Origin of the sequence: Streptomyces sp. OR43 (genome assembly GCF_008042275.1) — a bacterium.
GTDB lineage: Bacteria > Actinomycetota > Actinomycetes > Streptomycetales > Streptomycetaceae > Streptomyces.
Window position 1 is genome coordinate 594681 of sequence record NZ_RDBK01000008.1, and the last position, 22803, is coordinate 617483.

The window sequence follows — 22803 nt, forward strand, 5'->3', positions numbered from 1 at the left end:
GTCAGCGCCTGTTCTCGGCGTAGTCCTTGGCATGGCCCAGGGTGGCGCGGCTGTTGGTGCTCAGCGCGCTGCGGACGTACTCCCGGGCGTCGGCGACGGTCGCGTCGGCTCCCAGGACCGCGGCGATGTTCGCCGTGTTGAGGACAACGGTGTGCTGCGAGGTCGCGGCGACGCCGCCGTCGTTCTCCGCGAACGTCCAGTAGCCGGTGTGCAGGGTCATCAGCGCGGGCAGGGTGACCTGCTTGTACGCGATCCTGTGGTGCGGGAAGGCCACCCGGTACGACTTCGTGGTGTGCGTCGAGCCGTCCTTGGCGCGGGTGTCCATCTCCAGGGTCTGCAGCCCCGGGGTGTCCTCCGAGAAGCGGACGGAGGCCACGTGCGGCAACCGCTCCACCCACAGCCCGGCCTCGTTGACGAAGTCGTAGGCGTCCTTGGCCGCGCCGGCGATCTGCACGGTGTCCTCGAAGGAGAACGTGAGCTCCTCGGAGACGTGGGCCAGTTCGACGTTGGTCTTCAGCGCGGCCAGCTCCGAGCGGGAGTTGCGGTCGACGGCCTCGTCGATCCACTTCAGGCCTTCCGGGTCGTCCCCGACGGCCCGGTAGTCGTGCAGCAGCCGCACCCGCGACGAGGTCCCGGACAGCGGCTCGATGATCCACGTGCCGCCCATGGCCGCGACCGGCGGGGTGGAGACCTCCTGGCGAAACGTGATCCGCAGGCTTTTGGGGTCCAGGGTGCGGCGCGAGGTCCAGTTCTTCGCCTCACCGTTGGCGGTGGCCCAGATCCGGATGCGCTCCTCGCCCGCGCCGCGCTCGACGTGGTCGACGTGGATGGTGGGCGGGAAGATCCGCGGCCAGTTCTCCACCTCGGCGATCAGCCGGTAGATGGCGACGGCCGGGGCCTCGACGGTGATGGTGTGCTCGACCTGAGTCGTCATGATGTGCTCTCCTCCGTGTCTCAGAAGTTGCCCAGGCCGCCACAGACGTTCAGTGCCTGGGAGGTGATGGAGGCGGCGGTGTCGGACGCCAGATAGCCGACCAGGCCCGCGACCTCCTCCGGCGTCGAGTAGCGGCCGAGCGGGATCTTCGCCTGGAACTTCTGGAGAATGGCGTCCTCGCTGGTGTCGTACGCGGCCGCGTAGCCCTGGCGCACGCGCTGCGCCATCGGCGTCTCGACATAGCCGGGGCAGACCGCGTTGACGGTGATGCCCGTGGGCGCCAGCTCGTTGCCGAGCGCCTTGGTGAGGCCGACGACACCGTGCTTGGAGGCCGAGTAGGGGACGCCGAGCACCACGCCCTGCTTGCCCGCGGTGGAGGCGATGTTGATGATGCGGCCGCGGTCCTTGTCGCGCATGCCGCCTGTGGTGAGCACCTCGCGCGTCATCAGGAAGACGCTGTTGAGGTTGGTGTCGATGACGTCGAACCAGAGTTCGTCGGTGATGTCGGCGGTGACCCCGCCGCCGGATCGGCCCGCGTTGTTGACGAGTACGTCGATCGTGCCGAAGCGCTCGACCGCCTGCCGCACGAACCGTCCTGTGTCGTCGGCGGAGCGGACGTCGCAGGGGGTGCCGTCCACCTCCAGCCCCTCGTCGAGGAGTGCCTTGACCGTACGGGTCACGCCGTCCTCGGTGCGGGCACACAGGAACACCCGGTGGCCCTGCTGGGCCAGCAGCCTGGTCACCGCCAGGCCGATGCCGCTGGTCGCGCCGGTGACGAGGGCGACCTTCGGATTCTGCTGCTTCATGTCTGTCTCCTGCAGAAGGGTGGGAGGCGGGAGGTGTGAGGAGGGGAAAGCCTGCCGTCGGTTCCCGCCTCAGGCATCGGCGGGAACCGGAGGCGCGGTCCGGGGCTGGGCTCAGCCGATCTCGGCGGGCACCAGTAGGGCGTTGACGGACTCGATCAGCGCGCGCGGCGTCTTGGCGTCGGTCAGCGTGTCGTCGTCAAGGGTGACGCCGAACTCGCGCTCGATGCGGCCGCCGGTCTCCAGCATCGCCAGCGAGTCGTAGCCCAGCGACTCGAAGTCGACGCCGGTGATGTCCCCCTCGAGGTCGACGCTTTCGTCCGCGCCGGCCCCCTCGCGCAGGATGCGCTTGAGGTCGTCGATGGTGAACTCGTGAGCAGGCATGGGTGAGTGTCCTTTCGTTGCTGGGGTGGGAAGCCGTTCCGCCCGGTCCTCCGCGCGCCGGGGGCCCGGCGGGCGCCGCCCGTCGGCGGGCCGGGCCCTATGCGGCGGAGCGCACCACGATCGCGGAGTTGAAACCGCCGTGGCCGCGGGCGATCACCAGGGCGGAGCGAACCGTGGCACACCGCTCCTGTCCGACGACCAGGTCGAGGCCGTGCTCGGAGGCGGGGGTGACGCCGACGGACGGCGGGATCACACCGTCCCGCATGGCGAGGAACGCGGCGGCGAGGTCCAGGGGAGCCGCTCCCGAGTAGAGCCGCCCGGTCATCGTCTTGGGCGCCGTCACCGGCACCGCCCCGGCCCCGAACACCTCGGTGATCGCCGCGGCCTCGATCCGGTCCAGCTCGGGGATCGCGGCCGCATCGGCGAACACCACGTCGATCTCGCCCGGCGTGACCCCGGCATCGGCCAGCGCCAGCTCGACCGCCTTGCGCAGACCCGCAGGACGCTCACTGCCCGGCCGGGGGTCGAGCGTGGAGCCGTACCCGGCGATCTCGCCGTAGATCTGCTTCGCGCCCCGGGCCCGGGCCTGCTCCAGTTCCTCCATGACGAGCAGGGCACCGCCCTCGCCGGCCACATGGCCGTTCGCCGCGGCGTCGAAGGGCAGATAGGCCCGCTCCGGGTCGGTGCTGGTGCTCAGCCGGTTGCTCGCCATCTGGGCGACCCACCCCCAGGGGCAGATCGAGGCGTCGACGGCGCCCGACATCACCAGCCGGGTGCCCTTGCGGATCTGCCGCCGCGCCTGGGCGACCGCGTCGAGCCCGCCCGCCTGGTCGCTGACGACCACACCGCTCGGGCCCCGCATGCCGTTGCGTATGGAGATCTGGCCGCTGTTGACGGCGTAGAACCAGGCGAACGACTGATACGCGCTGACGTACCGGCTCCCCTGACTCCACAAGGCCTGCAACTCCCGTTGGCCGAACTCGAAGCCGCCCGACGAACTGGCCGTGATCACACCCATCTCGTACTCGGGCAGCTCCCCCGGCCGCACCGCGGCGTCCTCGAACGCCCAGTCCGCGGCCACGAGGGCGAGCTGGGTCATTCGGTCGGTCTGCGGCAGCAGCCGGCCGGGCAGATGCTCCTGTGCGGCGAACCCCTCGATCTCACCCGCCAGCTGGACCGGATAGCGGTCGGGGACGAACCGTGAGACGCGGCCGATGCCGCTGATCCCCTTGCGGGTCGCCGTCCAGTAGGCGTCAACTCCCAGGCCGTTGGGCGCGACCACGCCCAGTCCGGTGACGGCGACCCGGACGCCGGACGCGCTCACGCGGCCCTCCGATCGGGCCGGGCGAGCACCATGGCGCTCTGGAATCCGCCGAAGCCGCTGCCCACGGTCAGCACGGTGTCGGTCCTCCAGTCCCGAGCGGTGAGCGGCACATAGTCGAGATCGCACTCGGGGTCGGGCGTGTGCAGGTTGGCGGTGGGCGGCACGACGTGGTTCTCCATCGCCAGCGCGCTCGCCGCGATCTCGATCGAGCCGATGGCACCCAGCGAGTGCCCCACCATCGACTTGATGGAGCTGACCGGCACGGCGTACGCATGCTCGCCGAGGCTGCGCTTGAACGCGGCGGTCTCGTGCCGGTCGTTCTGCTTGGTGCCGGAACCGTGTGCGTTGATGTAGTCGAGCGCCTGCGGGGCGAGCCTCGCCTCGTCCAGGGCGACCCGGATCGCCTCGGCCATCTCGCGTCCGTCGGGGCGCAGCCCCGTCATGTGGAAGGCGTTGCTGCGCGTGGCGTACCCGGCTATCTCCGCGTACACATGCGCGCCACGCCGCCGCGCGCTGTCCAGCTCCTCCAGGACGAAGACGGCCGAACCCTCGCCCAGGACGAAGCCGTTGCGGGTCCCGTCGAACGGGCGGGAGGCGTGCTGGGGGTCGTCGTTGTGCGATGTGGTGGCCTTGATCGCGTCGAAGCAGGCCACGGTGATGGGTGAGATCGGGGCGTCGGCCGCACCGGCCACCATGACGTCGGCCGATCCCTCCCGGATCAGTTCGGCGGCGTAGCCCACGGCGTCGAGGCCCGAGGTGCAGCCGGTGGAGATCACCGTGGCCGGGCCCTCCGCACCGACCGCCCAGGCCACCTCCGCGGCGAAGGAACTGGGCACCATGTAGTTGTAGAGGTGCGGGACAGCGTATGCGTGGTCGACGAGTTCGAGCCGTCCGCTGTCGCTGACGGTCCGGTACTCCTCGTCGAGCCCCATCGTCGCGCCGACCGCGCTGCCAATGGTCACGCCGGTGCGGTGCGGGGCGAGAGCGTCGAACTCGAGTCCGCTGTCGGCCACCGCCTCCCGCGCGGTGACCACGGCGAACTGCGCGGCCCGGTCCATCCGCCGGATCTCCTGGGCGCCGAGACCCAGCAGTTCGGCGTCGAAGTCGACCTCGGCGGCGACCTGCGAGCGGAACGGGGAGGAGTCGAAGAAGCTGATCCGCCGGGTCGCGGTGTGCCCGTCGGACAGCAGGCTCCAGAAGTTCTTGGCGCCCACGCCGCCCGGTGCGGTGACGCCGATGCCGGTGATCACGACCCGCCTGCCGTACGGGCCGCTCACAGCGCGGTCCAGTGGTAGAAGCGCTGCGCCATGGCATCGGCGGGGGAGCGCCAGGTGGCGGGGTCGTATGCGGTGATGAACGGCTTGAGGTCCTCACTGACGCCGACGAAGCGAGGGTCCGTCTTGGCCCCCTCGATCCGCTCGCCGCCGTCCTCGGATTCGAAGTCCTGGAGGTGGAAGTAGAGGCCCCGGTAGGTGAAGAGCTGCCGCCGCCGGGTGCCCATTCGGTGCGGCATGTCCGTGCCGTCGAACTCGCCGAAGAGGCGGGATACGTCATCAGCCGAATGGGGTTCCATCCGGGCCACGATCAATGTGCTGTGCATGAATCTCTCCTTGTCAGGCCTGCTGGATCCGGGACGGACCGAACCAGCGCTCCAGTGCCATGGGCAGATCGTGATGGCTGCCCGGGGCGGACCAGGCCACGTGCCCGTCGGGACGGACCAGCACCGCCGACGTGCCCGAGAGCGGACTGCCGGCCAGGACTCCGTGGGGGTCCGCGGTCACGATGTCCACCCGGTCCGACCACCCGGCCGCGCGGTCGCGGAGGACGGCGTTGTCCTCCAGGTCGAGCAGCACACCCCGCCCCGCGCGCAGCAGTTCGGTGCTGCTGGTCTTACGCCGCTCACCGACCAGCTCCAGGTGCGGCATCCGCAGGCCCAGCAGCGGGTGGCGGCCCGGGCCGACGTCGTAGCGGATCTCCAGCCCGCTCACCATGCCGGCGAGATGGCGGCTCACCTCCTCGTACCGGATCAGCTCCGCCAGTACGTCGCGCAGCGGCTGGACCTCGTCGCCGCTGAGGAAGAGCAGGCCTTGCGCCTTGGTGTTCATCATCAGCCGCTCGCCCACCGCGTGCCGTTCGCCGTGGTAGGTGTCCAGCAGTTCCTCGGGCGCGGCGCCCCGGACCACGGCGGCCAGCTTCCAGCCGAGGTTCACGGCGTCCTGGATACCCGTGTTCATGCCCTGGCCGCCGGCCGGCAGATGGATGTGCGCGGCGTCCCCGGCCAGCAGCACCCGGCCCCGCCGGTACTCGGTGGCGAGCCGTGTCGCGTCGCCGAACGCGCTGACCCACTCGTGCTCGGCGTGCGAGATGTCGATGCCGGTGATCCGCTGCCAGGCCGCGGCCACCTCCGCGTACGAGGGAGGCTCGGTGCGCCGACGCGGCGGCGTGCCGCGTTCGCAGACGATGATGCGGGTGACGCCGCGGTCGCCGAGCGGACCGCACATGACCATGCCGCCGGAGTACGTCTCGCCGATCAGCCGCGGTGCCAGGTCCACGCCCCTGATGTCCGCCAGGTACATCTCCATGGTCGCCGCGGTACCGGGGAAGTCGAAGCCGGAGGCCTTGCGCACGGTGCTGCGGCCGCCGTCGCACCCCACGAGGTAGGAAGCCGTCAGCCGGCTCTCCTCGCCATCGGGGCCGCGCACCTCGGCCTCGACGTGGTCGCCGTGGTCGTGCAGGGTGACGAGGCTGTGGCCGCGTCGGAGGTCGGCGCCCAGCTCACGCACCCAGCCTTCGAGCATCGTCTCGGTGTCCGACTGCGGCACGGTCTTGGCGGCTTGGTGGATGCTGTCGAGGACGCCGAAGTCCACGGGCAGACCACCGAAGTGGCCGGCGTTGCTGGTGCCCATGTCGCCCAGGCGGTGCAGCAGTCCGCGCTGGTCGAAGACCTCCATCGTCCGTGTCGTGAAACCCAGGCCGCGGGATTCGCCGGTGCGCTCCTCAAGCCGGTCCAGCACGATGACGTCGATGCCCGCAAGGCGCAGTTCCCCGGCCAGCATGAGCCCGGTGGGACCTGCGCCGGCGACGATGACGGAAGCGTCCATGGATGTTTCCTCCGGGGGCTTCGGAATAGTCGATACGACGAAGCGGCGCACCGGAATGGATCATCGGTGCGCCGCTTGATGCTTTCCCGCAGTGACGTTCCTGTCGGATGAATCGAGACAGTGCTGCGGAAGCTGATGTAGAGCTTCTTCGGAATCCCGGTGGATGTCAATACCCGAATTCCAGTTCAACGACATGCTTGAGTCAGACCTTTGTTAAATCAAATGCCCGGGGGGCCACGAAAAATGGCTCCACCAGGGGTGGTTCACCCTGGTGGAGCCATTGACGGCCGCGGCTGTGGCCGTATGTCAGGAGCGGTCGCCGAATGACGCGTTGACGTCCTGCTCGTGGTAGTAGGTGCGGCCGTTGACGGCGCGGCGGCGCCACTGGCCCTCGCTGGCCCGCCGGTAGACGCTGCCGGGCGCCGCGCCCCACAGCACGGCGATGTCCCGGGCGGTCATCCAGCGCACAGCCGGCTCTGTGCGCTCCGCGCCGATCCGGCCGTTCTCTCGCATCCACTCCTGCCCGGACCAGCGGTGGGCGGGCTCCGCGTCGCAGCCCACCTCGACCGCGGGGCCGGAGCCGCCGGGCCGGACCGCCGCGGTCAGGGCGCCTTCGCAGTCCGGCACGACGCAGTCGCCGACCGGTACACGACGCCGCGGGGCCGGGTCGATCACCCGGCGGGCCCGGCGCACACACCGTGCCACCTCGTCGGACAGCTCACCGGCGGCCTGGTGTGCGAGGAGCCATGCGGAGTGCCGCAACAGGAAGTCCGCGATCCCTGCCGGGGTGTCGTGCGGAACGCCGACGCCCCGCTCCGCGATCACCAGCGCTGCCCAGGACCGCAGAACTCCGATGATCCCCGAACGGGCCTCGGCGGCAGCGGTGTTGAAGGGCAGACCGGGCACGGAGCCGCCGCCCGACGTGCGGTCGCGCGGCCGGTCGACGCCGGTGAGCAACTGTCCGCACTCGTCGTGCAGACGCGGCAGCCGCCGCAGATCGTGGGTGAGACGGAGTCGGCAGTTCGGGCAGAGCCGGCTGCCGGCGACCGCCAGTTCCGGTGCGCGGCCTGCGCGCTCGCTGTGCAGGCACGCCGCGCCCTTGCACTCCGTCGGTTCCGTTGTCGTCGTCAGGGCGGTATCCGTGGTGTCCGTGAATCCGTAAGTCATTTCCCCCACCGCATCGAAGTGCGGCGAATCTATTTCTCGGATTCAGGAACCGGCAAGCGAAAGCCCGCTACGTGTATTTCTTCTGTAGCGGGCCTTCGGTTTTCCGCACCGACCTGTCCTGGTGATGTCCTCAGAGCGAGAGGCGCGCCGCGATGCCGTCGAGGACGGAGTCCAGGCCGGCTTCGAACTGCCACTGCTGATCGTCCTTGCGCCGGGCCTCGCCGATGTAGCGCGCGTACATCGGGAAACGGCCGGTGGTCATGAGCCAGGCCATCTGCGAGGCCAGGCCGGCGCGGGCCTCCTCGCGGGTGGACCAGCCGCGGACGCGCAGCATCTGCGTCAGCGCGACCTCGGAGTCCACCGCGCCGTGCACATAGGCGGTGAGGGTGTTGTAGACCGCCATGGCGTTGTCCGCGTCGAGCCCGAGGCCGTCGAGCGCGGCCAGGACCGCCTCCGGCACGGCCAGCTGGTTCGGGGTCGGCGCGCACCACGTAGCCCGCGTCACCCACGAGTGCCGCAGCAGGACCTCTCTTATCCGCAGGGCGACGGAGCGCATGGTCGCCCGCCAGCCCTCCTTGCCGTCGGGCAGCTCCAGCTCCGCGTACACGAAGTCGACCATCAGCTCCAGGAGCTCGTCCTTGCCGGTGACGTAGCGGTACGCGGCCATGGGGGCGACGCCGAGTTCGGTGGCCAGTCGGCGCATGGTGACCGCGTCAAGTCCCTCCGCGTCGGCGACGCCGACGGCGGCCTTGGCGATCCGCAAGGGGGTGAGGGTGGTGCGGGGGGCGGGCGTCGGCCGTTCGAGGCGTTCCCACACGGAGGCGTTGTCCTTGTCCTCGTTCGCTGCCTGTCTCTCCTGGGCGGCCATCGCTTCGGCTCCTTCCGACGAACGGTGCTGTGTACAGCGTATCAGGAGTAGACAACGTACACGCCGCCGTGTACGTTGTACGAGAAATGTACGACGTACACACCACTGAGGGGTTCCCTATGGCCGACGTGACTGACGACACTCTCCGGACCGCGGTGATCATCGGCAGCACCCGGGACGGACGGTTCGGTCCGGTCGTCGCCGACTGGATCGCCGGACACATCGCCGAGCGTGAGGACGTGCAGGCCGACGTGATCGACCTCGTGGAGACGCCTCTGCCCACCGTCTTCCCGGCGTTCGGCCAGACCCCCAGCGACGAGGTCGTGGCCCAGCTGGGCGCGGTGTCACCGCGGCTGGCCCGGGCCGACGCCTTCGTCATCGTCACGCCCGAGTACAACCACAGCTTCCCCGCGCCGCTGAAGAACGCCGTCGACTGGCACAACGAGCAGTGGCACGCCAAGCCGGTCGGCTTCGTCTCCTACGGCGGACTCGCGGGCGGCCTGCGCGCCGTCGAACAGCTCCGTGTCGTGCTCGCGGAGCTGCACGCGGTCACGATCCGCAACACCGTCAGCTTCCACAACTACGGCGAGATCTTCGGCGCGGACGGCAAGCCGACCGACCCGGGGTGTGACGTGGCCGCCAAGGCCATGCTCGACCAGCTCACCTGGTGGGGGCAGTCCCTGCGCGAGGCCAGGCGCGTGCGCCCGTATCCCGTCTGACATCCCTCTACTCGTGCCCTGGGGGGCAGCGATGAACGACCGCCCTACCGACGCTCCCGCGCCCGACCGGCCCGGTCTGCCCCGACTGGGCGTCTTCGGACTGATGCTGGGCATCTTCCTGGCCACGCTCGACGGGCAGATCGTCAGCACGGCGCTCCCCACGATCGTGGGCGACCTCGGCGGCCTCGACCACTTCTCGTGGTCGGTGACGGCGTACCTGCTCACCATGGCCGCGTCCACTCCTCTCTGGGGGAAACTCGGGGATCTGTACGGTCGCAAGGGCGCCTGTATGAGTTCCGTGACGCTCTTCCTGGCCGGGACGGTGCTCTGCGGCATGGCGCAGAGCATGGGACAGCTCATCGCGTTCCGCGGCCTCCAGGGCCTCGGCGCGGGTGGCCTGATGGTCGGCGCACTCGCGGTCATCGGAGTGGTGGTACCCGCGCAGGACCGCGGCCGTATCCAGTCGATGGTGGGCGTCATGATGCCGGTCGCGTTCGTCGGCGGCCCCCTGCTCGGCGGGTTCATCACCGACTACATGAGCTGGCGCTGGGCCTTCTACGTCAACGTGCCCGTCGGCCTCATCGCGCTGCTCGCCGTCGCCAAGGGCGTACGCCTGCCCGCCGGCCGCGTCACGGGACGGATCGACTGGCTCGGCGCGGCCCTGCTCACCACCGGCATCCTGGCCCTCACCCTGCTGGCCGGCTGGGCCGGCACCACCTACGCCTGGACGTCCTGGCAGATCGTCGGACTCGGCGTGGTCGTCGTGCTGGCCATGGCCTGGTTCGTGCCCGTGGAACGGCGCGCCGCCGAGCCGATCACGCCGCCCCGGCTCTTCGCCCGCCGGGACTTCACCCTCGCCCAGATCCTCAGCTTCCTGGTCGGGGCCGTCCTCTTCTCCGTCGTCAACTACCTTCCGCAGTACATGCAGTTCGTCCAGGGCTCCTCGTCCACGGCCAGCGGACTGCTCATCCTGCCGCTGATGCTCGGCATGCTGACGGCCCAGCTGGCCACCGGGCGACTGATGGACGGCGGCGGTCTGGACCGCGTCGTGCCGCTCGCCGGCGGTGCCGCCACCTTCGCCGGGGCGCTGCTGCTCCTGATGCTCGGCACGGGCACCCCGCTCATCGCCGCCTCCGCGCTCACCCTGGTCATCGGGGTGGGAGTCGGCGCCCTGATCCAGAGCACCCTGCTGACCACCATGAACAACGCGGACCCGCGGGACATGGGCGCGGCCACGGGCACGGTCACCCTGGTGCGCACCATCGGCGGCTCCCTCGGCGTCGCCCTGCTCGGCGCCCTGCAGAGCAGCCGCATGAGCGAGGTGCTGACCGACCGGCTCGGATCCGCCGCGCAGGAGCGGCTGACCGCGGGCGGTGGTCTGACCCCGGCGCTGCTGAAGGACATGCCGGCTGCCATGCGTGACGCGGTCCGGGAAGCAGTCAACAGCGGTCTGCACGGCGTCCTGATCGGCGCGGCCGTCCTGTCCGCGATCGCGTTCGGCACGGCGTGGTTCGTCCGTGCGGCGCCGCTCCCGGTCCCGGCGGCCGTCTGGACGCCGATCGCCGGGGCCGATGCCGGGAAGGACCCCGCCCGCACCCCTCCGGGGGACTGAGCGCGGCCCCGCACCGCAACCGGTCCCGCACCCATCCAAGCCGCCGGCCGCACGGTCCGATTCCCCCGTCGCCGTGCGGTCGGCTCCTATCGAAGGTGAACACCGATGCCCACGAATTTCGTCGAACGTGTCAGGGACATCCTGGTCCGTCCGCTTTCCCTGGGAGGCCTCACGCTGCCCAACCGCGTCGTGATGGCCCCTATGACGCGCGAGTTCTCCCCCGGCGGCGTGCCGGGCGACGACGTGGCGCGGTACTACGCCCGGCGGGCAGCCGCCGGGGTCGGCCTGATCATCACCGAAGGTACCTTCGTCGGTCACGACTCGGCGGGCAGCAGCGCCCGCGTCCCCCACTTCCACGGCGACGAGGCGCTTGCCGGCTGGTCGGCCGTGGCCGAGGCCGTCCATCAGGCGGGCGGCCGGATCATGCCGCAGCTGTGGCACGTCGGCATGGACCGCACCGCAGGCAGTCCGCCGGTCCCCGACGCCCCGCGGATCGGTCCCTCGGGCATCGCCCTGGACGGTACGAAGTCGGGCAAGGAGATGACTCAGGCGGACATCGACAACGTGGTCGCCGCCTACGCCACGGCCGCGGCTTCCGCCGAGGCGCTGGGCTTCGACGGCGTAGAGATCCACGGCGGCCACGGCTATCTCATCGACCAGTTCCTGTGGGGACACACCAACCGGCGCACGGACGCCTACGGCGGCGACATCGTCGCCCGCACCCGTTTCGCCGCCCAGGTCGTGGCCGCCTGCCGGGAAAGCGTCTCCGACGACTTCCCGATCTCCTTCCGGTTCTCCCAGTGGAAGGTGAACCACTACCAGGCGCGGGTCGCCGAGACGCCGCAGGAACTGCAGACCATGCTCGGCCTGCTGGCCGACGCGGGCGCCGACGCCTTCCACTGCTCCACCCGGCGATTCCACCTCCCCGAGTTCGAGGGCTCCGACCTCAACCTCGCGGGCTGGGCGAAGAAGCTCTCCGGCAGACCCGCCATCAGCGTCGGCTCCGTGGGCCTCAGCAACGAGTTCCTCCAGATGGTCCCGGGCCAGCAGTCCACCGTCACGGACATCGGTGAGCTGCTCGACCGAATGGAGCGCGACGAGTTCGACCTCGTGGCGGTCGGCCGGGCCCTGCTCGGGGACCCCGAGTGGCTGCAGAAGGTGCTCGCCGGACGCGTCGACGAACTCAACCCGTTCCACCTGGGGCTCGTCGGCAGCCTCTACTGAGCCGCACGGACGCCTGCCCGACCGCGGGCCGATGCCCCGTCGCTCCGGACCTGCCTCCGGAGCGACGGCCGCTCGGGAGGCGCGGATGTGCCCGTGGGTCCGGTACCGCCGCGGCCGTCCGTGTGCTCACGGTGTCGACTCGCTGAACGGCGGCGGGGCCGCCGCGGTCGCCTTCCACGCGGTCGTCAACGGACGCCCGGAGAGCCGACAGCGCCCGGGGACGGCCTACTGCCCGCTCTGGCTCTGGCTCTCGCCCGCGCCGAGCCCGCGGGCCGGGCCCTGGCAGCCCTGAGCCGCCGCGATGCCCAGCGCCACCAGCAGGGTCACCACGACGAAGACCACCAGCCGCTGACGCAGCAGCCGCGGGTTGGCGGGACGCCTGCCGGTCGAGGTCGAGCGCGTGCCGGGCCGGGTACCCGGCCGGCCGTTCGTCCCCGCCGCGCCCTGCGGCCTCCTGCCCGAGCGCGTCGTATTGCGCGGCTGCTGCTGCGGGGGGCGCGAACCCCCGGTGCGGGGCGACGCCGGCCGCGGCGATGCCGCCTGCCGGCTCTGGGCCCGCGACGCCGGAGCGGGGCCGGGCGCGCGACGCGTCTGCTGCTCGGTGTACGGGCCGTCCAGACGCCCGGTCGGCCGGTCGGCCTCCTGCGCCGAACGCTGGGCGGGCGGGCGGCTCTCGTGCAGCCCTTGCGCCTCCCGGGCCGCGATCTCCTTGAGCCGCATGGAGAGTTGCAGGGTGCTGGGACGCTCCTCCGGGTCCTTCGCCAGACAGGCGCTCACCAGGGGGGCGAGGGCGTCGTGCACGTCGTACAACTGAGGCTCCTCGTGCACCACGCGGTACAGCATCACCTCGGAACTGCCGTGCCCGAAAGGCGAGTCGGCCATGGCCGCGTACGCCAGCGTGGCCCCGAGGGAGAAGACGTCCGTCGCGGGCGTCACCGCCGCGCCCCGTACCTGCTCGGGCGCGAGGAAGCCGGGCGAACCGACCGCCGTACCCACGTGCGTGAGCGTGGAGGCGCCGGTCGCCCAGGCGATCCCGAAGTCGATGATCCGCGGGCCCTTGGGGGACAGCAGGATGTTGGAGGGCTTCAGGTCCCGGTGGACGACCCCGGCCTCGTGCACCGCCACCAGGCCCTCGGAGAGCGCGGCGCCGATCGAGGCCACCTCGGCAGCCGACAACGGGCCCTCCTCGGCCACCTTGTCGTGCAGCGAGGGGCCGGGAACGTACTGCGTGGCGAACCACGGGCGGTCCGCCTCCAGGTCGGCGGCGACCAGGCGTGCCGTACAGCCACCGCGGATCCGCCGCGCCGCTGACACCTCGCGGGCGAACCGCGAGCGGAACTCCTGGTCCTCCGCCAGGTCGGGGCGGATCACCTTCAGCGCCACCCGCTGGCCCCGCCGGTCCGAGCCCAGATAGACGACACCCATGCCGCCGGCCCCGAGCCGCCGGTGCAGCCTGAACGAGCCGACGACACGCGGGTCCTCGCGCCGGAGCCGCATCATCGCCATGTCTGCCCATCCCCGCTGCCTGGTCCGCCTGACGAGGCACAGCTTACGTACCCGCCGCCCGGGGCGCTCAGAGGCCGCGCCCTCGCCGGAGATTCGATTGTCAGTGCCGGGTGGGAAACTTGAGGAGTGGTCAGGGAGCCGCGGATCCACGCTCCCCGGCCCGTGCGAGATCTCAAAGGTCCGTCGCAGAAGGGGGATTGGATCAATGAAGGGCGATCGAGTCGAGATAGTCGTGGACGCCGGAGACACGACCCGAACCTACGAAATGGTGGCCTCCAGAGCAGGGCGCAGGGTGGAGACGGCGGTTCGCCGCGGGGTGGTCGAAGTGAGTGAAGTCACGAGGAACGGCTCCGTGGTGCGTACCGCCCGCTTCATGGCGACCAGGGTTCTCGCCCTGGTCGAACAACCGGTACCCAGGGAGGATGCCTCCGAGCGCCCCCTCCGGGATGACCCCAACGTCCGATAGACCCGTCTCCACCCAGGGGAGTACGCCGACCACCCTCGGCTCATCCTCCGGGAGGCCCGGCATTCGGTACGCGGGCATGACGCCGCCCGCCTCCCGGATCCCTAATGTTGAAGTCAAGCGGCGGGCGTCGCACTCGTCCCCCGAGGTCAAACGCCCGCCGCCCCACATCAGGTCAGGAGAGGAACCATGGCGGACACGGCAGCGCGGACGATGGTCCGTACGCAGGGACGCAAGGCCTTCGCCTCGTTCGGCAGCCGCCCGTCGTCCGGCACACGCCACCCGTTGGTGGCGACGGCCATGGTTCTTCCTCTGGCGGCCCTGCTCGTAGTCGTCTTCGGCGGCTGGGAAGCGGTGGTCACACAGGCGTCGTCCGTGGGCGTGATGCTGGGGCGCTGAGCGGCGCCCCGGGTCCGGAAGAGCGGTCCGGACCGGGACATCCGGCCAACAACCCCGTGGGGACGGGGGTGCGGCGGACGGCAGCGTTTGTCCGGTCAGCTGGGGAGCTGACCGGACATCGCGCTGTCCGGGGCCGTGCGGCCACGGACGGACGCCGCCCTGTTGCCCGGTGCCCGGCGCCGGAGCCGCACACCCCGTGCGCCCCCTCGCCCGGCACGATCCGCGTACGCTCTCCGGCGGGCGCGGCGCCGGCCGGGTCCGCCGATCCTGTGCCACCCGGGGAGTCCGTGACCACCGCAGTCGTACGCGCACTGGGCGCCCTCGCCCACGAATCGGCACACGCCCGTCCCGGGTCCCCCTGCGCCTGCCCGGCGCCGGTCGTCCTCGCGGACCGGGCGGACGGCACGGTCGTCCGCTGCGGCCCCGTCGTCGCCAAGGCCCACGCCGCCGGCACGGACACCGCAGCACTCTCCGCCCGCCTCGGCCTGGCCGCCGGCCCCGGCCTCGCGGGTGTCCTGCTCGCACCCCTTCCCGTAAGGCCCGCCGAGAACCGGGCAGGGCGGGGCGCCTCCTCGCCGTACCTCACGGAGCTGCACGGCCGCCCCGTCACCCTGTGGCCGTACGGGGAGCCCGTGGACCCCGGGGATCCCGACGCGGCACCCTGGGAGGCGGCAGCCGTCCTCCTGGCCCGGCTCCACGGGACGGGGACGCGTACGGGCCGCTCCACACCCGGGGAGCCGTCCGGTCCGTCAGCGGTGCCCGCCGTGCGCGCACCCGTCCAAGCGCCCGCGGTGCCCGGCATGCGCGCCGCTGCCCTCCACGCACCCGCCGTGCCCGCAGCGGGCGTTTCCGCCATGCACGCACCCGCCGTGCCCGGCATGCGCGGTCCGGCGAAGGCCGCGCTCGCCGTGGCCCGGATGCGCGCGGCCAGGCCCGGCGATCAGGCCACCGCTCCCGTGCTCGCGGCCTGGCACGGGCTGCCGCCCTGGGCGCGGGACGAGGCCCCCGCACCCGAGCACCGCGCCCACCTTCTCTGCCACGGAGACCTGCACCTGGGCCAGCTGGTCCGGTACCCCGCCCCGCACGGCCCGTGGCTGCTCATCGACGTCGACGACGCCGGTCCTGGTGATCCCGCGTGGGACCTCGCGCGGCCCGCCGCCTGGTACGCGGCCGGCCTGCTGCCCCCCGAGGTGTGGTTCCGCTTCCTGGACGCCTACCGGGCCGCGGGCGGCCCCGCGGTGCGCGCCGACGGTGACCCGTGGCCCCGGCTGGACGTCGCGGCCCGCGCGCTGACCGTGCAGACGGCGGCGCTGGCCCTCGCCAAGTCCGCTGCGGAGCACAGGGCTCCGGATGAGGTGGAACAGGTGATGATCGACGCCTGTGCCCGAATTGCCGCTCTCCCGCCCGAGTTGACCGCCGAACACTCGTCGTAGGGTGAACCGACCGCCGCCGGGCACGCATTCCGGCGACGGCTAACCGACGGCGAGGAGTGAGCCCGCAGATGCAGTGTCCCAAGTGCCACGCACAGATGCAGACGTACAACCGCAACGGCATTCAGATCGAGCAGTGCAGCGGCTGCCGGGGGATATTCCTGGACTACGGCGAGCTGGAGTCCCTGACGCGCGTGGAGGCGCAGTGGACGCAGCAGGCTCCGCCGGCGCCGCCCGCCCCGCAGGCCTACCCCGCGGCCCCGGCACCCGCCTGGGGCGCCCCGCAGCACCACGGCGGACACCACCAGGGCCACTACCGGCAGAAGAGCTTCGGCCGGATGCTGTTCTCGTCCTGACCCCCGGCACCCCGCACTCCCGTCCCCGCGGCCCGCACGGATACGTCCGGGCCGCGGAGACGGCCCGCGGGACAACGGCGAAGCCCCGGTCGTCGAGACGACCGGGGCTTCGAACGGTGCGCGATACTGGGATTGAACCAGTGACCTCTTCCGTGTCAGGGAAGCGCTCTCCCGCTGAGCTAATCGCGCAGGGTGAACCTGCGTGTACTGCGTGCGCGATACTGGGATTGAACCAGTGACCTCTTCCGTGTCAGGGAAGCGCTCTCCCGCTGAGCTAATCGCGCGGGGATCCTTGCGGATCAGTGGACGATACTGGGATTGAACCAGTGACCCCTTCCGTGTCAGGGAAGTGCTCTCCCGCTGAGCTAATCGTCCTTGGAGGTGGAGACGGGATTTGAACCCGTGTAGACGGCTTTGCAGGCCGTTGCCTCGCCTCTCGGCCACTCCACCAGGGATGGGGGTTCGGGAAGGATCCCCCATCTTCTGCGAGCGGACGACCAGGTTCGAACTGGCGACCTCAACCTTGGCAAGGTTGCGCTCTACCAACTGAGCTACGTCCGCTTGTCGGTTCCGGTCCGCTTGCGCGTCCCGGCGACGTGTTGAACTCTAGCGGATTCCGGGGCCAGTACAAAAACGCGTTTGTGCAGCGTGCTGAGGTGCGCTCGCCCCGGCGCAGGTCACCGCGCGCCGTCCTAGACTCACCGACGTGCACGACCTCGCTCCAATGGCCCGCTTCGGCGGCCTCGTCGCCTCCGATCTACAGGATGTGACCAGTGATCCCGCAGCCCTCGACTCGTCCGGATTCTGGGCGCTATCAGCTGACTTCGAGGGCCGGCTCGTCTGTGCCCGGTTCGCCACCGTGCGTACCGCGGCCGTGCCCGCGCCCGTGCGCGGCGCCTGGCGCGGCCCGGCCGCCGGTGACTGGACCTCGTCCCTCGACCGCGCCGCTTACACGGAGGGCGTACGGCGCATCCGCGCATACATCGCGAGGGGCGAGGTCTATCAGGCCAACCTCTGCCGTGTGATGACCGCGCCGCTGCCCGATCCGGCCGCGGCGGACGTGGACGCCCTCACCGCGCTGCTGGCGCGCGGCAACCCGGCCCCCTACGCAGGAACGATTCGGCTTCCCGGTCACGGGGTGGAGATCGCCACCGCCTCGCCGGAGCTGTTCCTGCGCAGGGGCGGCCGCACGGTCGAGTCCGGGCCGATCAAGGGGACCGGGCGCACGGAGGCGGATCTGCTGGAGAAGGACCACGCCGAGAACGTCATGATCGTCGACCTGGTCCGCAACGACCTGGGCCGGGTCTGCGCCACCGGATCGGTCACGGTCCCCGGCCTCTGCGTCGTGGAGAAGCACCCGGGCCTCGTCCACCTCGTCTCCACCGTGCGCGGCCGGCTCGCCGACGGTGTGGGCTGGCCGGAACTGCTTGCCGCCGCCTTCCCGCCCGGATCGGTGACCGGGGCACCCAAGTCCAGCGCGCTGAGGATCATCGGGGAACTGGAGACCGCCCCGCGCGGCCCGTACTGCGGAGGCATCGGCTGGGTGGACGCCGACCGGGCCACCGCCTCCCTCGCGGTGGGGATCCGCACCTTCTGGACCGACCGCACGGACGGCGCTCCGGTGCTGCGGTTCGGCACCGGAGCCGGCATCACCTGGGGCTCCGATCCGGAACGTGAATGGGCCGAGACCGAACTGAAGGCGTCCAGGCTGCTCGCGGTAGCGTCGGGCGCATACGAGGCAACCGGAAGGACCGCACCATGAAGATCTGGGTCAACGGGGGACTGCGGGCCGCCGATGACGCCCGCGTGTCCGTGCTCGACCACGGGCTGACCGTCGGCGACGGCATCTTCGAGACGCTGAGGACCGCCGACGGCAGGCCCTTCGCACTCACCCGCCATCTCGACCGGCTGACCCGCTCCGCTCTCGGCCTCGGACTGCCCGCGCCCGACCTGGACGAGGTGCGCCGCGCCTGCGCCGCCGTCATCGAGGCCAACCCGGTCCCGCTCGGCCGGCTCCGCATCACCTACACGGGCGGGATCTCGCCGCTCGGCTCCGACCGCGGCACGGCGGGCCCCGGCCTCGTCGTCGCCCTCGGAGAGGTGAAGCGCCGCCCGGACACCACGGCCGTGATCACCGTTCCCTGGACGCGCAACGAACGAGGCGCGCTCACCGGGCTCAAGACCACCTCGTACGCCGAGAACGTGGTCGCCCTCGCCCGCGCCCACGAGCACGGCGCCTCCGAGGCGCTGTTCGCCAACACCGTCGGCCGCCTCTGCGAAGGCACCGGCTCGAACGTCTTCGTCGTCCTGGACGGACAGGTGCACACACCGCCGGTCGCCTCCGGCTGTCTGGCGGGAATCACCCGGGCACTGGCGGTGGAGTGGACCGGGGCGCAGGAGACGGACCTGCCGTTCGACGTCCTGGACCGGGCCGAGGAGATCTTCCTGACCTCCACCCTCCGCGACATCCAGGCCGTCCACCGGGTCGACGGCCGGGAACTGCCCGGCGCGCCGGGACCGGTGACCGCCAAGGCCATGCGCGTCTTCGACGAGCGGGCCGGCGACGACCTGGACCCGTGATCACGTCCGCGCCCGGCCGGTCCGTCGCCGCAAAAGCGGATGACGCACACCCGGGCAGGGGATAGAAATCCTCTGATGACCACGACACTCCGGCCGTCCGGGCCGATCCAGCAAGGCGCCGACGGCGCACAGAGCCGCGCCTACGACGTGTGCGACAACGGACGCCCCGTCGGCGCCGTCGAGATCGGCACCGAGCCGGGTTCGGACGGCGCGACAGGAGCGCTGCGGTCCCTGCGGATCGACGAACCGGTGCGGCGACGCGGTCGCGGCACCATTGCGGCACTGGCGGCCGAGGAGGTGCTGCGGGGCTGGGGCTGCACGCAGGTGCGGACGAGTGTCGGCGCCGACAACCTCGCGGGGCAGCGGCTGACCGCCGCACTCGGCTACACCGAACGCAGCCGGAACATGATCAAACAGCTGCCCGCCGGCCCTCCGGAACTGCCCGCCGGGCTGACCGCGCGGCCGATGACGCCCGAGGAGTACGCAGCCTGGGAGGACGGCGCGATCGCCGGATACGCGGAGAGCCTGGTGACCCGCGGCACCCCGCCGGAGTCGGCGCTGCGGGCGGCCCGCGCCTCGCACGCCGGACATCTGCCCCAGGGCCTCGCCACCGAGGGCGCCCGGCTGAGTTACCTCATCCACGAGGACGAGAGGGTCGGGTTCCTCTGGGTGGCGCGGTTCGAGATGCACCCCGGCCAGGTGGTCGGCTACGTCTTCGACGTCGAGGTGGACGAGCGCTTCCGGGGAAGGGGCTACGGCCGTGCGCTGATGCTCCAGGCCGAACGCCTCGCGCTCGCGGCGGGGGAGACGCGGCTGGGCCTGCACGTCGTCACGGCCAACACGCCCGCACTGCGGCTGTACGAGTCGCTGGGCTACGAGCCGACCCGGTACAACCTGGCCAAGCCGCTCTGACCCGCCGCCCAGCCGCGGCCGAGCCCTGGGATCAGCCCAGCCCGTGCGGGCGAGCTGCTCCGCCCGTGTTGGCGAGCCGCACCGGGGACCCGCCGGCAGCTTCGGCGTGTGTCGGCCACGCCCTTCCGGTGGGCGGCCTCGGCCTGAAGCCGGGCCGCAGACCGGGCTGATGCCGGGCCGCCAACCGGCTTGAAGCAGCTGGGACGCCGACCGGTTCGAAGCTGAGCCGTAGACCGCCCCGATGCCTGGTCGCCGCCCCGGCCCCGGCCAGGCTTCGATAGCGGCCCTGGCCCGGCTCAGCCCTGTCTATGGCCTCAGGCCTGCTCGGCTGCGGCCTCAGCCGGGGACCCCGTTCCGGCCCAGCCGGGCCCGGCTACGGCCTCAGCCCTCTTCGGCCACCGCCCCAGCCAAGGCCCGGCCCCGGCCTCAGCCCTGTTCGGCGAGCAGCCGGTCGGCGATCGTCTCGATCCGCTCGCGGAGCCCGTCCTGGCTCTTGCCGCCGTCCAGTCGCTCGCCGCCGATCACGTAGGTGGGCGTGCCGGTGACCCCGATCGCCTTGCCCTCGGCCTGATCGGCGTCGACGATCAGCATGTGCCGGCCGTCGATCAGGGCGGTGTCGAACTCCTCGGCGTCCAGACCGAGTTCCCCCGCCACCTCGATCAGCAGGGGCTCGCCGGCGCGGTCGAGCTCGGCGGTGCGGGCGAGCACCGCCTCGATGTACGGCCAGGCCCTGCCCTGCGCCGCGGCCTCCTCGGCGGCCTGCGCGGCGGCGAAGGCGTGCTTGTGCTTCTCCAGCGGGAAGTGCCGGAACCGGATCTCGACGCGGTCGCCGTAGCGGGCACGCAGGGCGTGCACGTCGCTGAGGGCGTGGTGGCAGTCGGGGCACTGGAGCTCGCACCAGACGTCGAGGACGACCGGTGCTGCGGGGGTGGAATCGCTCATGGGGACCAGTCTCCCAGGGTGTGCGGAGGTGCCACGACAGGCGTCGGGGGAGCGGACGGCACGCGGTCCGGGCGCGGGCCGTGCGGCACCTGGGGAGGATCCCGGCCCTGAAATGTCCCTGATGTGGGCTCGGAGCATGGCCGCCCGCCCGGTCGTCGGTGCAGGATGGAAGGGACGTTTCCCCTGCGCCTGGAGGCACCGATGCTTGCCGAGACCATTTGCTCCGCGGTGTCCGCGGCGGGCCTGGGCATCGCCGCTGTCACCGCATACCGGAAGCGGTTCCTCACGGCGACCCGGATCGCCGCGTACTCGCTGGTTCCGATCGGCCTGGTGCTGACCGGCGTCGTCGAGTGGGTGTCGGACATCGCCTTCAAGCCGAGTGTCTGGCTGGGCTTCGGGGTGCTGGGAGTGGCATGGCTGCTGTTCATGACCACCCGCGCGATCGAACGCCGCGGCGGGAGCACCCGCAAGGAGCGCAAGGCGGCGGCCCGTGCCGCGCAGACCGGCGCGGTGGCGCCCGCGGCCTCGGCGCCCTCGCTGGGGGCAGGAGTCACCGCCACCGAGCCGCGGCAGAAGCCGAAGAAGCAGTCCGCCGACGCAGGGCCCGGCGACGACTTCAGCGACATCGAGGCCATCCTGAAGAAGCACGGCATCTGACCGGACCTCTTCCGTCCCGGTCCCGTTCCGTCCGGACCCCTTCCGTCCCGGTCCCGTTCCGTCCGGACCTCTTCCGTCCGGGCCCGCCGTCCGGGCATGCTTCGGGGCCTCCTGTCCGGCCCACCCGCGACAGCACGAGGACACGCGGGGGCGGCGCTCCCATGAATCGATTCAGCCATGATCCTTGACGGCGTTCGGCGAGCGGGTTAGCGTCCCACCCGGATTGAAACAATTCATTCACCGCCGTCCGTACGATGGGGTGACGCCGCTGGACGAGCGCGGCCAAGGGCAGTGGGGCAGGACTAGTGGCGCGTGTGGCAGGCATCAAGGATGTGGCCCGGGAGGCCGGCGTCTCCGTGGGCACGGTCTCCAATGTGATCAACCGCCCCGAGGCCGTGCTGCCCGAGACCCGGGCCCGGGTGCTGGCCGCGATCGAGGAGCTCGGATACGTCCGCAGCGAGTCGGCCCGCCAGCTCAGGGCCGGCCGCAGCCGGATCATGGCGCTCCTCGTCCTGGACATGGGCAACCCCTTCTTCGTCGACGTGGCCCGTGGCGCCGAACGCGCCGCCCGTCAGGCGGGCCTCGGCGTCATGGTCTGCAACAGCGGCCAGAGCCCCGCCGAGGAGGCCGAATACCTCGGCATGTTCGCGGAGCAGCGGGTGTGCGGCGTGCTGGTCACCCCGGCCGACGCCACCGGCCGCAACCTCGACTCCTTCAGCCGCCATCGGATTCCCTACGTCCTGGTGGACCGGGTCGCCTCCGGCACGGGCAGCTGCGCGGTCTCCGTCGACGACGTACGCGGCGGTGCGCTGGCCGTCGGCCACCTGGTCTCGGCCGGGCACCGCTCGGTGGCGTACGTCAGCGGACCCGGCGACCTGCACCAGATCAGGGACCGTCGCGAGGGCGCGCTGTCCGCGCTCGCCGAGGCCGGACTGCCGCCCGGGGCGCTCGTCGAGATCCCCTCCGACCGCCTGGACGTGGCGGCGGGCCGGGACGCCGGAGCCCGGCTGCTCGGGCTCGTCCCGCGCCCCACCGCCGTGTTCTGCGCCAACGACCTGCTGGCCCTGGGCGTGCTCCAGGCCCTGTACGCGGCAGGGGTGCGGGTCCCGCAGGACATCGCCATCGTCGGGTACGACGACATCGAGTTCGCCGCCGCCGCTGCCGTACCGCTCACCTCGGTCCGCCAGCCGGCGGTCGTGATGGGCCGGATGGCCGCCGAGCTCCTGCTGGAGGAGGCGGACGACGAGGGCGGTACCCACGAGCACCGCAGCGTCGTGCTCCAGCCTGAACTCGTCGTGCGCGCATCCAGTTCCACCCCGCGCTGAGCCCTGCCACCACGCCCTCAGCGACGTGCACGCCCTGCGTGCCCGCTACGGCGACCGCGTCGAGATCCGGTTCCGGCACTTCCCGCTGGAGAAGCAC

Annotated in this window: 23 protein-coding genes and 5 tRNA genes; 12 read left to right on the forward strand and 16 right to left on the reverse strand. The window is 71.6% G+C overall.

The window, feature by feature from the left end:
- Position 1 precedes the first annotated feature (1 nt).
- From EAO72_RS06675 to EAO72_RS06715, 9 genes are all read right to left on the reverse strand, one after another.
- The gene (locus EAO72_RS06675) at positions 2–934 is read right to left on the reverse strand and encodes an aromatase/cyclase (RefSeq protein ID WP_148016251.1); all 933 of its coding nucleotides are present in this window, start codon (positions 932–934) and stop codon (positions 2–4) included.
- A 20-nt stretch (positions 935–954) separates the two neighbouring features.
- Positions 955–1740, reverse strand: coding sequence for a 3-oxoacyl-ACP reductase FabG (gene fabG, locus EAO72_RS06680; RefSeq protein ID WP_148016252.1), 786 nt, complete (start codon positions 1738–1740; stop codon positions 955–957).
- A 111-nt stretch (positions 1741–1851) separates the two neighbouring features.
- On the reverse strand, positions 1852–2121 hold the full coding sequence (locus EAO72_RS06685) for an acyl carrier protein (protein ID WP_148016253.1): 270 nt from the start codon (positions 2119–2121) through the stop codon (positions 1852–1854).
- Between the two features lie 97 nt (positions 2122–2218).
- A complete protein-coding gene (locus EAO72_RS06690; RefSeq protein ID WP_148016254.1) occupies positions 2219–3445 on the reverse strand; it encodes a ketosynthase chain-length factor in 1227 nt (408 codons plus the stop codon).
- Positions 3442–4722: a beta-ketoacyl-[acyl-carrier-protein] synthase family protein gene (locus EAO72_RS06695; RefSeq protein ID WP_148016255.1), complete on the reverse strand. Its 1281-nt coding sequence runs from the start codon at positions 4720–4722 to the stop codon at positions 3442–3444. The genes EAO72_RS06690 and EAO72_RS06695 overlap by 4 nt, the downstream gene beginning before the upstream one ends.
- Entirely contained in the window at positions 4719–5045 is a 327-nt protein-coding gene (locus tag EAO72_RS06700) for a TcmI family type II polyketide cyclase (protein WP_148016256.1), read from the reverse strand. The genes EAO72_RS06695 and EAO72_RS06700 overlap by 4 nt, the downstream gene beginning before the upstream one ends.
- Before the next feature lie 13 nt (positions 5046–5058).
- Positions 5059–6546, reverse strand: coding sequence for an FAD-dependent monooxygenase (locus EAO72_RS06705; protein WP_148016257.1), 1488 nt, complete (start codon positions 6544–6546; stop codon positions 5059–5061).
- 306 nt (positions 6547–6852) lie between these two features.
- Positions 6853–7713, reverse strand: coding sequence for a hypothetical protein (locus EAO72_RS06710; protein WP_148016258.1), 861 nt, complete (start codon positions 7711–7713; stop codon positions 6853–6855).
- A gap of 130 nt (positions 7714–7843) precedes the next feature.
- Complete coding sequence (locus EAO72_RS06715; protein ID WP_148016259.1) at positions 7844–8581, reverse strand: TetR/AcrR family transcriptional regulator; 738 nt, start codon at positions 8579–8581, stop codon at positions 7844–7846.
- A 119-nt stretch (positions 8582–8700) separates the two neighbouring features.
- On the opposite strand from EAO72_RS06715, the gene EAO72_RS06720 reads away from it, so the two are divergent.
- From EAO72_RS06720 to EAO72_RS06730, 3 genes are all read left to right on the forward strand, one after another.
- Positions 8701–9300, forward strand: coding sequence for an NADPH-dependent FMN reductase (locus tag EAO72_RS06720; RefSeq protein ID WP_148016260.1), 600 nt, complete (start codon positions 8701–8703; stop codon positions 9298–9300).
- 31 nt (positions 9301–9331) lie between these two features.
- A complete protein-coding gene (locus EAO72_RS06725; protein ID WP_261991344.1) occupies positions 9332–10912 on the forward strand; it encodes a DHA2 family efflux MFS transporter permease subunit in 1581 nt (526 codons plus the stop codon).
- Positions 10913–11017: 105 nt separating this feature from the next.
- The gene (locus EAO72_RS06730; protein ID WP_148016261.1) at positions 11018–12136 is read left to right on the forward strand and encodes an NADH:flavin oxidoreductase; all 1119 of its coding nucleotides are present in this window, start codon (positions 11018–11020) and stop codon (positions 12134–12136) included.
- A 225-nt stretch (positions 12137–12361) separates the two neighbouring features.
- Here EAO72_RS06730 and EAO72_RS06735 read toward each other — a convergent pair whose 3' ends face one another.
- Positions 12362–13642: a serine/threonine-protein kinase gene (locus EAO72_RS06735; RefSeq protein ID WP_148016262.1), complete on the reverse strand. Its 1281-nt coding sequence runs from the start codon at positions 13640–13642 to the stop codon at positions 12362–12364.
- A 205-nt stretch (positions 13643–13847) separates the two neighbouring features.
- Between EAO72_RS06735 and EAO72_RS06740 the strand changes: the two genes are divergently transcribed.
- The 4 genes from EAO72_RS06740 (at position 13848) to EAO72_RS06755 (ending at position 16290) form a co-directional block, all read left to right on the forward strand.
- Positions 13848–14108 carry a hypothetical protein gene (locus EAO72_RS06740; protein WP_148016263.1) on the forward strand — a complete coding sequence of 87 codons (261 nt, stop codon included), beginning with the start codon at positions 13848–13850 and terminating at the stop codon, positions 14106–14108.
- Positions 14109–14294: 186 nt separating this feature from the next.
- Positions 14295–14504 (forward strand): hypothetical protein, encoded by a 210-nt coding sequence (locus EAO72_RS06745; protein WP_148016264.1) that lies wholly within the window; start codon positions 14295–14297, stop codon positions 14502–14504.
- Positions 14505–14791: 287 nt separating this feature from the next.
- Positions 14792–15937 carry a phosphotransferase gene (locus tag EAO72_RS06750; RefSeq protein ID WP_148016265.1) on the forward strand — a complete coding sequence of 382 codons (1146 nt, stop codon included), beginning with the start codon at positions 14792–14794 and terminating at the stop codon, positions 15935–15937.
- Positions 15938–16005: 68 nt separating this feature from the next.
- On the forward strand, positions 16006–16290 hold the full coding sequence (locus tag EAO72_RS06755; protein WP_148016266.1) for a TFIIB-type zinc ribbon-containing protein: 285 nt from the start codon (positions 16006–16008) through the stop codon (positions 16288–16290).
- A 117-nt stretch (positions 16291–16407) separates the two neighbouring features.
- Here EAO72_RS06755 and EAO72_RS06760 read toward each other — a convergent pair.
- From EAO72_RS06760 to EAO72_RS06780, 5 genes are all read right to left on the reverse strand, one after another.
- Positions 16408–16479 (reverse strand) — tRNA-Val (locus EAO72_RS06760).
- Between the two features lie 23 nt (positions 16480–16502).
- Positions 16503–16574: transfer RNA gene (locus tag EAO72_RS06765), tRNA-Val, on the reverse strand.
- 19 nt (positions 16575–16593) lie between these two features.
- Positions 16594–16665: transfer RNA gene (locus tag EAO72_RS06770), tRNA-Val, on the reverse strand.
- A gap of 1 nt (position 16666) precedes the next feature.
- Positions 16667–16740 (reverse strand) — tRNA-Cys (locus tag EAO72_RS06775).
- Between the two features lie 38 nt (positions 16741–16778).
- Positions 16779–16851: transfer RNA gene (locus tag EAO72_RS06780), tRNA-Gly, on the reverse strand.
- Between the two features lie 163 nt (positions 16852–17014).
- On the opposite strand from EAO72_RS06780, the gene EAO72_RS06785 reads away from it, so the two are divergent.
- The 3 genes from EAO72_RS06785 to EAO72_RS06795 all read left to right on the forward strand — a co-directional run bounded on the left by EAO72_RS06785 (position 17015) and on the right by EAO72_RS06795 (position 19782).
- Positions 17015–18052, forward strand: a complete 1038-nt coding sequence (locus EAO72_RS06785; RefSeq protein ID WP_148016459.1) for a chorismate-binding protein — start codon at positions 17015–17017, stop codon at positions 18050–18052.
- Positions 18049–18870 (forward strand): aminotransferase class IV, encoded by an 822-nt coding sequence (locus tag EAO72_RS06790; protein ID WP_148016267.1) that lies wholly within the window; start codon positions 18049–18051, stop codon positions 18868–18870. The genes EAO72_RS06785 and EAO72_RS06790 overlap by 4 nt, the downstream gene beginning before the upstream one ends.
- Positions 18871–18945: 75 nt before the next feature.
- Positions 18946–19782: a GNAT family N-acetyltransferase gene (locus EAO72_RS06795; RefSeq protein ID WP_148016268.1), complete on the forward strand. Its 837-nt coding sequence runs from the start codon at positions 18946–18948 to the stop codon at positions 19780–19782.
- A 426-nt stretch (positions 19783–20208) separates the two neighbouring features.
- On the opposite strand, the gene EAO72_RS06800 is transcribed toward EAO72_RS06795, so the two are convergent.
- The gene (locus EAO72_RS06800; protein WP_148016269.1) at positions 20209–20724 is read right to left on the reverse strand and encodes a DsbA family protein; all 516 of its coding nucleotides are present in this window, start codon (positions 20722–20724) and stop codon (positions 20209–20211) included.
- A gap of 201 nt (positions 20725–20925) precedes the next feature.
- On the opposite strand from EAO72_RS06800, the gene EAO72_RS06805 reads away from it, so the two are divergent.
- Together EAO72_RS06805 and EAO72_RS06810 are read left to right on the forward strand one after the other, a co-directional pair.
- Positions 20926–21381: a hypothetical protein gene (locus EAO72_RS06805; protein ID WP_187284945.1), complete on the forward strand. Its 456-nt coding sequence runs from the start codon at positions 20926–20928 to the stop codon at positions 21379–21381.
- 305 nt (positions 21382–21686) lie between these two features.
- Entirely contained in the window at positions 21687–22706 is a 1020-nt protein-coding gene (locus tag EAO72_RS06810) for a LacI family DNA-binding transcriptional regulator (protein WP_148016270.1), read from the forward strand.
- Positions 22707–22803 lie beyond the last annotated feature (97 nt).

Excerpts from the sequence above, each read along its gene's own strand:
- EAO72_RS06720 (WP_148016260.1), top strand. The coding sequence starts at position 8,701 with ATGGCCGACGTGACTGACGACACTCTCCGGACCGCGGTGATCATCGGC.
- EAO72_RS06700 (WP_148016256.1), bottom strand. The coding sequence starts at position 5,045 with ATGCACAGCACATTGATCGTGGCCCGGATGGAACCCCATTCGGCTGAT.
- EAO72_RS06730 (WP_148016261.1), top strand. The coding sequence starts at position 11,018 with ATGCCCACGAATTTCGTCGAACGTGTCAGGGACATCCTGGTCCGTCCG.
- EAO72_RS06735 (WP_148016262.1), bottom strand. The coding sequence starts at position 13,642 with ATGGCGATGATGCGGCTCCGGCGCGAGGACCCGCGTGTCGTCGGCTCG.
- EAO72_RS06740 (WP_148016263.1), top strand. The coding sequence starts at position 13,848 with ATGAAGGGCGATCGAGTCGAGATAGTCGTGGACGCCGGAGACACGACC.
- fabG (WP_148016252.1), bottom strand. The coding sequence starts at position 1,740 with ATGAAGCAGCAGAATCCGAAGGTCGCCCTCGTCACCGGCGCGACCAGC.
- EAO72_RS06710 (WP_148016258.1), bottom strand. The coding sequence starts at position 7,713 with ATGACTTACGGATTCACGGACACCACGGATACCGCCCTGACGACGACA.
- EAO72_RS06785 (WP_148016459.1), top strand. The coding sequence starts at position 17,015 with ATGGCCCGCTTCGGCGGCCTCGTCGCCTCCGATCTACAGGATGTGACC.
- EAO72_RS06715 (WP_148016259.1), bottom strand. The coding sequence starts at position 8,581 with ATGGCCGCCCAGGAGAGACAGGCAGCGAACGAGGACAAGGACAACGCC.
- EAO72_RS06725 (WP_261991344.1), top strand. The coding sequence starts at position 9,332 with ATGAACGACCGCCCTACCGACGCTCCCGCGCCCGACCGGCCCGGTCTG.
- EAO72_RS06685 (WP_148016253.1), bottom strand. The coding sequence starts at position 2,121 with ATGCCTGCTCACGAGTTCACCATCGACGACCTCAAGCGCATCCTGCGC.
- EAO72_RS06800 (WP_148016269.1), bottom strand. The coding sequence starts at position 20,724 with ATGAGCGATTCCACCCCCGCAGCACCGGTCGTCCTCGACGTCTGGTGC.
- EAO72_RS06675 (WP_148016251.1), bottom strand. The coding sequence starts at position 934 with ATGACGACTCAGGTCGAGCACACCATCACCGTCGAGGCCCCGGCCGTC.
- EAO72_RS06755 (WP_148016266.1), top strand. The coding sequence starts at position 16,006 with ATGCAGTGTCCCAAGTGCCACGCACAGATGCAGACGTACAACCGCAAC.
- EAO72_RS06745 (WP_148016264.1), top strand. The coding sequence starts at position 14,295 with ATGGCGGACACGGCAGCGCGGACGATGGTCCGTACGCAGGGACGCAAG.
- EAO72_RS06805 (WP_187284945.1), top strand. The coding sequence starts at position 20,926 with ATGCTTGCCGAGACCATTTGCTCCGCGGTGTCCGCGGCGGGCCTGGGC.
- EAO72_RS06705 (WP_148016257.1), bottom strand. The coding sequence starts at position 6,546 with ATGGACGCTTCCGTCATCGTCGCCGGCGCAGGTCCCACCGGGCTCATG.
- EAO72_RS06790 (WP_148016267.1), top strand. The coding sequence starts at position 18,049 with ATGAAGATCTGGGTCAACGGGGGACTGCGGGCCGCCGATGACGCCCGC.
- EAO72_RS06795 (WP_148016268.1), top strand. The coding sequence starts at position 18,946 with ATGACCACGACACTCCGGCCGTCCGGGCCGATCCAGCAAGGCGCCGAC.